Here is a 7,210-nt window from a genome sequence, read left to right as displayed (position 1 = left end):
CCCGGCCGCCGAGCCGGCCGTCGCCGCCCCGGTGTCCACCGCGGTGGTGCTGCCCGGTGCGGGCGACGTCCGGGTGCCGATCAAGGGCGTCCGCAAGGCGACCGCGCAGGCGATGGTGGCCTCGGCCTTCACCGCCCCGCACGTCACCGAGTTCGTCCAGGTCGACGTGACCCGGACGATGAAGTTCGTCCGCCGGCTCAAGGAGAGCGGCGAGCTGGGCCGGGACGTCCGGGTCAGCCCGCTGCTGCTGGTCGCCAAGGCGCTGCTCACCGCGGTCAAGCGCCACCCCGGGATCAACGCCCAGTGGGACGAGGCGGCCCAGGAGATCGTCATCAAGGGCCAGGTGAACCTCGGCATCGCCGCGGCCACCCCGCGCGGCCTGATCGTTCCCAACATCAAGGACGCCGGCGCCCGGACCCTCTCCGGCCTGGCGGTCTCGCTCGGCGAGCTGATCGAGACGGCCCGCCAGGGGAAGACGGCGCCCGGCGACATGCAGGGCGGCACGATCACGATCACCAATGTCGGCGTCTTCGGCGTCGACAGCGGCACCCCGATCCTCAACCCCGGCGAGGCGGCCATCCTCGCCTTCGGGGCGGTCCGGGAGCTGCCGTGGGTGCACAAGGGCAAGGTCGTCCCGCGCCAGGTCACCACGCTGGCCCTCTCCTTCGACCACCGGCTGGTGGACGGCGAGCTGGGCTCCAAGGTGCTGGCCGACATCGCGGGCATCCTGGAGCACCCGAAGCGCCTGATCACCTGGGGCTGACCCGCCCGGGAGGCACGAACGCGAGACATGAAGGGGCCCGACTCCGCACCGCCGTGCGGAGTCGGGCCCCTTCGTCCTGCGGTCCGGGTGGTGCTCAGGACCAGGCGGTGTCGTCGTCGGTGCGGTCGACGGCGGTGTGCTCGTGGGTCTGCTCGTACATGGCGCGGCTCCAGGTTTCGTCCTCTGACGATTGGGACGTCCGGCCCCGGGTGGGGTTGTCGCTGCTCCGGCGAAAGTTCCTCCGCTCCCACGGCGGGGGCCCTCCCCCGGCGCCGGTGCGGCGCGGGGGAGGGCCCCGGAGCGGTTCGTCGTTCGGGGACGGCGGCGGTGTCGTCGGCGCCGTCCTCCGGGACCGGGTCAGCGCTGCGCGCGCAGTCGGCGGACGGTGAGCACCATGCCCGCGCCGAGCGCGGCGATGCCGGCGGCGATGCCCGCGAGCAGGCCGTTCGGGGTGTCGGCGCCGGTCTGGGCGAGCTCCGGGGTGCCGGCCGGCGCGGTGGTGGCCGGGGCGGGCGTGGGGGTGGTCTTCGGCGCGACGGGGGCGGCCGGCGCGGCCGCGGCGGGCGCGGTCGGCTTCGCGGTGGCGGCGGGGGTGTTGTCGGAGACCGGCGCGGGCTTGGCGGCGGGCTTCGCGGCCGTGGTCGGCTCGGCGGCGGGCTTGGTGGTCCCGGCGGGCTTGGCCGGGGCGGGCTTCGCAGGGGTGGTCGGAGCGGGCTTGGTGACCTTGGGGACCTTGACCGTCATCTCCTTCTGCGCCCACTCGCTGCGCGCCCCGTCCTCGGCGGTGGCGCCGAGGCCGACGTGGATGAGGTCGAGATCGGCCGGAGCGTCCGCGGCGAGGCTGACGCGGAACGTGACGTGGTTGGCGCGGCCGTCCGCGATCGGAACCCCCTTGGCCGGGGTCGCGAACAGCGTCGGGTCGCAGCCGCGCCGCAGCGGGAGCTTCTTCCAGGTGCCGTCGGCGTTGTACTCCACGGCCAGGTACTTGGAGGCCACGTAGGAGACGCCCCCGTCGCCGTCGCCGGCCAGGTGGGTGGCGAGCGAGAGCGTGGGCACCACGTTGCGGTAGGGGGCCCCGGTGAAGTTGGTGATCCCGACCCCGATGTCGACCTTCGGCCCGCCCGCGGTGACGGCCAGCGTGGGGGTCATGTGGAAGCCGATCTCGGGGCCTCCGTCGTGGGTGACGGCCTCGGTCTTCGGGGCGTCGCCCTTCGCGGTGTCGGCCTTCGCGGTGTCGCCCTTGGGCGCGGCCGCCTTCGCAGCGGCCTTCGGCGCGGCCGCGACCGGCCCGTCCGACGAGCCGCAGGCCCAGGAGGACTCGGCGGTCAGCAACTGGACGGAGCCGGCGAGCAGGACGGTGGCGGCGACGGCGGCGACGCGGCGGCGGACGACGGTGTTCTTCGCGGAAGCGGGCATGACGGACGTGCGCATGACAGGACCCCCCAAGGTCTGGTGTCGTGGTGGTGGTGTGTGGTTTCGAAGGTGGCCGGATCGCTCCATCGCGTCGGAAGCGCCCCCCGGCTCGGCCGGTCATGCTCTCTCCCGCGTCCTTCGCTGGTACAGACAGCGATCCGGGGGCGGCAGTTGCAGGACGAACCAAAGATTCGCATGACTATTTTTGGTGATTCCAAGGTCACGGTTGGTGATCGAGAACCGCCTGGTTGGACTCATAGGTATGACTGGTCAGATCCTTGTGGTTCGTCCAGTTCGGTGACTTTTTCGCCGTTCCGTGAGGACGACACGCCGGGGCGGGTACGTCTTCGCGTCCACCACCCGGGCGACGCGGGTGACCGGAACGTCGAGGACGCACCCGTATGCCGCCTGGCAACCCTGGCCGGATCGTCCGGAGTCTGGCCGCGCTCGTGCTGGTGTCCACCGCCGTACTCCCGGCCGCGCTCGAACTGGCCGGACCCTCACCGTTCGGGGTGATCGGGGCCGGCGCCCCGGCCGACCGCGCGGTCCCGCCGCACACCGCGGTGCAGCACGCCGATCTGCGCACCGCCGGGGACGCGCCGACCGTCGACATACGGCGGACCGGCGACCCGGCCAACCGGATCACCCTCGTCCTGCTCGGCGACGGTTACACCGCCGCGGAACAGGACGTGTTCCGCGAACAGGCCGACCGGGCCTGGCGGGCGCTGATGGAGATCGAGCCGTTCCGCAGCTACCAGGGGTTCTTCAACATAAGGCGGGTCGAGGTGGTCTCCCCGGTCTCCGGCATCGCCGAGACCGAGAGCCGCGGCCGCAGCCCCGCCACCCCGCTCGGCATGCACTTCTGGTGCGAGGGCACCGCCCGGCTGCTCTGCGCCGACGAGGACGCGACGGCCCGGTACGCCGGCCGCGGCGAGGGCCCGCAGTACCTCATCGCGCTGGCCAACTCCACCGAGTACGGCGGCGCCGGCGGCACCGGGGTGACCACCCTGGCCGGCGGCAGCCCCGACGCCGGCCGGATCATCCAGCACGAGATCGGGCACACCGTCGGCGACCTCGGCGACGAGTACGACAGCGCGCCCGACGACGCCGACTACCCCAACCTCTCCACCGAGAACGCCGACGACATGCGCCGCAAGCAGTCCAAGTGGTGGCGCTGGCTCGGCGCGGAGTCCCCGGACGGTGCCGGGACCATCGGCGCCTACCGCAGTGCCAACGGCATCTACCGGCCCACCCCGGACTCGGTGATGCGCACCCTCGGCGGGGCCTACAACCTGCCCTCGCGGGAGGCGATCATCGAGGAGATCTACCGCCGGATCCGGCCCACCGACGCCGCCGTACCGGCACCCGGCGACGTCACCGGCCGGCCCCGGCTGGAGGTCCGGCCGGTCCCGCTGACGGGCCCCCGGCAGCTGCGGGTGGACTGGACGGTGGACGGCGTCCCGGTCGAGCCGCAGGCGGCGGACCGCAGCTGGCTGGACACCGCCTCGCTGCCGCTGGAGCCCGGGCACGCCGCGACCGTCACGGCGACCGTCCGGGACACCACGGACTGGGTGCGCGACGAGGCCTTCCGGGAGCGCTACATGACGCGCGCGGTCTCCTGGACGGTGGCCGGCTGAGCCGGGGCGGGAGGCGGACCGTGACGGTCCCCACCCTGGGCATCCAATGATGGGATGACTAATCTGGGGCCACTATGACCGTGGAGCCAGCCCGTTCAGCCCGCCCCCTGTCCGCCTCCGCTCCTCGCGCCACAGCCGACCGCACCGGCGGCCCCGACGCCGGCCCCTGGCAGCCGCCCGGGGGCCGGGCCGCCTGGACCGCCTGGTCCATCGGGGCAAGCGTCTACGTCCTGGCCGTCATCCACCGCACCAGCCTCGGTGTCGCCGGCCTGGACGCCGCCGACCGCTTCGGCATCGGCGCCTCGGCGCTCTCCACCTTCTCGATCCTCCAGGTCCTCGTCTACGCGGCCATGCAGATACCCGTCGGCGTCCTGGTCGACCGGTTCGGCCCGCGCAAGGTGCTGCTGCTCGGCGTCCTGCTGCTCAGCACCGGCCAGCTCGCCTTCGCCTTCTCCGACGCCTTCGGCCCCGCGCTCGCCTCCCGGGCCGTGCTCGGCTGCGGCGACGCCATGACGTTCATCAGCGTGCTGCGGATCGCCGCCCGCTGGTTCCCCGCCGCGAAGAACCCGCTCGTCGCCCAGCTGACCGGCCTCGCCGGGATGAGCGGCAACCTGGTCACCACCGTGGTCCTCGCCCAGGCCCTGCACAGCGAGGGCTGGACGCCCACCTTCACCGCCATCGCCCTGCTGGGCATCGCCGTCTTCGCGCTCGTCGCGCTCTTCCTCCGGGAGTCGCCGGAGGGCCCCGCGCCGGCCGCCCCGGCGGACGGACGGCCCCGCCCCGCCGTCGGCCGGCAGGTCCGGGAAGCCTGGCGGGAGCCGGGCACCCGGCTCGGGCTCTGGATCCACTTCACCACGCAGTTCCCCGGCAACGCCTTCGGCCTGCTGTGGGGCCTGCCCTACCTGGTCCAGGCCCAGGGCATGACCCGCACCGGGGCGGGCGGAATGCTCACCCTGCTGGTGCTCGCCAATATGAGCTTCGGCTTCCTCTTCGGCCGACTGCTCTCCCGGACCTCCCGGGCCCGGATGCCGATCGTGCTCACCACCATCGGCGTCACCGCGCTGCTGTGGGCGGTGACCCTCGCCTGGCCCGAGGGGCACCCGCCGCTCTGGCTGCTGGTCGCGATCATCCTGGTGATGGGCAGCAACGGCCCCGCCTCGCTGGTCGGCCTGGACTACGCCCGCGCCCGCAACCCCGTCGAGCGCCTCGGCACGGCCTCCGGCATCGTCAACATGGGCGGATTCATCGGCACGATGATCACCCTGTTCGGCATCGGGGTCCTGCTCGACGTCCTGACCCCGGACGGGGCGGGCGGGTACTCGGCGAGCGCCTTCCGCTGGGCGTTCTGCTGGCAGTACGTGCCGATGGCGGTGGGGACCGTGATGATCCTGCGGCTGCGGCGGAGGCTCTCGGCGGCGTAGGGTTTTTGACCTGCAGAAATGGGGGTTCCCTCAGAAATTCTGAGGGAACCCCCATTTCCGTCAGCCCCGGTACTCGCGCATGAACGCGGCGAACTGTCGTGGTGTTCCGTGAAGCCGGTCGATCCGGCCGCGGTCCACCACCGCGTACATGAGAGCGTGCTCTGGCACTGCCCCGGTCCCGTCCCCGGCCCGGGCCTCGTCCCGCATCCGGACCAGGTCCACGATCCGCAGCTTCGGGCAGCCCGGGACCGGTCGGCTGCCCCGGATCCCGACGTGCTCCCCGCCGGGGCACTCGAAGTACGGGCCGAACGGCGGGCCGCTGTCGTCCTGGCCGGGCAGCCGGAGGCGCATCTCCCCGTGCCGGCAGTGGACCGTACCGTCGGAGTGGACGGTCAGGCCGGGCCAGTCCTCGTGCTCGATCCTCGCGACGACGTAGACCTGCTGCCCGATCGCCTCGCTGAGCGTCTTTGCCATCCGCTGGTGCTGCGTAGGGATATCGGTGTCCCCACGTCGGACGGACGGGAGCAACTCGTCCGTAATCCAGTCACGGAAGGGGCGGGCGGATTCCTTGTCGGATCGCATGAGCAATCCGTACAGCCCCGCTTCACTCACCACGCCGAGGATCGGATTGCCCCGCCGATAGGCTTTCTGATCTGCGGAAACGCTTCTACCCTCTGTAGGAACAAGGGTCACCGCCCGCAGATCGACGGTTCGGTGCTGGTGTCGTTCCAGGACCTTTACCGCGTCGGTCGGGTTCCCCCGTCCCAAGATCCGGCACACGTCCGCCGTGACGAACCACGGCTCGCCGTCGATCATCACGACCCTGATCGGCTGGCCTGTGACCGGGAAGCTCGACCGGACCAGCTCCATCCGCCCCTGCATCGTCTGTTCGTCGTCCATCCGGACGCCCCTCCTTCTTCCGGGTGATGCTGCCCGGAACAACGACGGCGAACAGGGGGGGGTACTGGTTCCAACATGCCGTACGGGAGCACGAGGCGCACTCGCCCGGCGCGCACGGTCCGTGTACGCCGGGCGAGTGAACGGAGGGGCTACGGGGTGACGGAGAAGTTGGCCAGGACCCGGTCGGCGAGCTCCCGGTCGCCCTCGACGATCACCGAGCCGGGGCGGCCGCGGCCGCAGGCGAGGCGGACGTAGGTCTCCCAGTCGAGGGTGAGCTGGACGTCGGGGGCCAGGCTGATGGACTCGTCCACGCTGCCGCGGCCGGAGGAGTCGACCCGGACGGTGCGCAGGAACTCCACCGGGCCGGTGACGTCGACGACCACGGTGCTGCCGGCCGGGGCGCCGGCCCGGTTGGCGACGGCCTTCGGCAGGCCCTGGAGCAGGACGTCGCGGGAGACCAGCGCGGCCGGGGAGTCGAGGTTGCCCGGCGCGCCGAGGGCGCGGCGGAGGTCCTGCTCGTGCACCCAGACGTCGAAGGCGCGCAGCCGGAGCAGCTCGTGGTACGGGATGTCGCGGCTCTGCGGGCCGGCCGGCCAGCGGACCGGCTCGTTCGGCAGCTGCTTGGCGTTCCGCAGCGCCCGGGAGCGGCGGATGATCGTGTAGTCCAGTTCGCCGGTCATCTCCAGCGCGGTGTGGCAGCGGCGCTTGTCGACGGGCAGTTCGAGGTAGCGGGCGGCGTCGGTGGTGACGTGCAGCAGGTCGCGGGGCAGGGAGTGGATCGGGCGCGGGTCGCCGAGCAGTTCGGACTCGACGGCGATCACGTGCGAGACGATGTCGCGGACCGACCAGCCGGGGCACTCGGTGGCCCGGTTCCAGGATCCCTCCGGCAGGGGGGCCACCAGTTCGGATATCGCCTCGATGGACTGCGTCCACGCGTCGGTGTACGCCTGCACGGTCTGGTTGTCCGTCACGGGAATCTCCGGCCCTCCGTCAGCTGCCTTGCCACGCGTGTCCGCGCGCTCCGGGACCGGTCGGGAAGGTCCGGGTCCCGGGCGCACACGCTAACCGCACGTTAC

At 72.5% G+C, this 7,210-nt stretch carries 6 protein-coding genes; 3 read left to right on the top strand and 3 right to left on the bottom strand.

Annotated features, from left to right (window positions below; all coding sequences use genetic code 11):
• On the top strand, nucleotides 1–763 hold a 763-nt coding region (locus BI06_RS09165), incomplete at its 5' end, for a dihydrolipoamide acetyltransferase family protein (RefSeq protein ID WP_043466922.1).
• A 357-nt stretch (nucleotides 764–1,120) separates the two neighbouring features.
• Here BI06_RS09165 and BI06_RS52315 read toward each other — a convergent pair.
• Complete coding sequence (locus tag BI06_RS52315) at nucleotides 1,121–2,194, bottom strand: hypothetical protein (protein ID WP_043466918.1); 1,074 nt, start codon at nucleotides 2,192–2,194, stop codon at nucleotides 1,121–1,123.
• Between the two features lie 383 nt (nucleotides 2,195–2,577).
• Between BI06_RS52315 and BI06_RS09155 the strand changes: the two genes are divergently transcribed.
• Together BI06_RS09155 and BI06_RS09150 are read left to right on the top strand one after the other, a co-directional pair.
• On the top strand, nucleotides 2,578–3,813 hold the full coding sequence (locus tag BI06_RS09155) for a M64 family metallopeptidase (RefSeq protein ID WP_051740552.1): 1,236 nt from the start codon (nucleotides 2,578–2,580) through the stop codon (nucleotides 3,811–3,813).
• 74 nt (nucleotides 3,814–3,887) lie between these two features.
• Nucleotides 3,888–5,234, top strand: coding sequence for a nitrate/nitrite transporter (locus tag BI06_RS09150; protein WP_107113303.1), 1,347 nt, complete (start codon nucleotides 3,888–3,890; stop codon nucleotides 5,232–5,234).
• Nucleotides 5,235–5,294: 60 nt separating this feature from the next.
• On the opposite strand, the gene BI06_RS09145 is transcribed toward BI06_RS09150, so the two are convergent.
• Complete coding sequence (locus BI06_RS09145) at nucleotides 5,295–6,134, bottom strand: Bro-N domain-containing protein (protein WP_051740550.1); 840 nt, start codon at nucleotides 6,132–6,134, stop codon at nucleotides 5,295–5,297.
• 149 nt (nucleotides 6,135–6,283) lie between these two features.
• Nucleotides 6,284–7,105, bottom strand: coding sequence for a maleylpyruvate isomerase family mycothiol-dependent enzyme (locus BI06_RS09140; protein WP_030392476.1), 822 nt, complete (start codon nucleotides 7,103–7,105; stop codon nucleotides 6,284–6,286).
• Nucleotides 7,106–7,210: the final 105 nt, after the last annotated feature.

The organism is Kitasatospora sp. MBT66 (genome assembly GCF_000710405.2).
In the GTDB taxonomy this organism is placed as follows: Bacteria; Actinomycetota; Actinomycetes; order Streptomycetales; family Streptomycetaceae; genus Kitasatospora; species Kitasatospora purpeofusca.
This window is presented reverse-complemented; position numbering and strand designations above follow the sequence as displayed.

Coding starts and splice junctions, on each gene's coding strand:
- BI06_RS52315 (WP_043466918.1), bottom strand. CDS start 2,194: ATGCGCACGTCCGTCATGCCCGCTTCCGCGAAGAACACCGTCGTCCGC.
- BI06_RS09155 (WP_051740552.1), top strand. CDS start 2,578: ATGCCGCCTGGCAACCCTGGCCGGATCGTCCGGAGTCTGGCCGCGCTC.
- BI06_RS09145 (WP_051740550.1), bottom strand. CDS start 6,134: ATGGACGACGAACAGACGATGCAGGGGCGGATGGAGCTGGTCCGGTCG.
- BI06_RS09150 (WP_107113303.1), top strand. CDS start 3,888: ATGACCGTGGAGCCAGCCCGTTCAGCCCGCCCCCTGTCCGCCTCCGCT.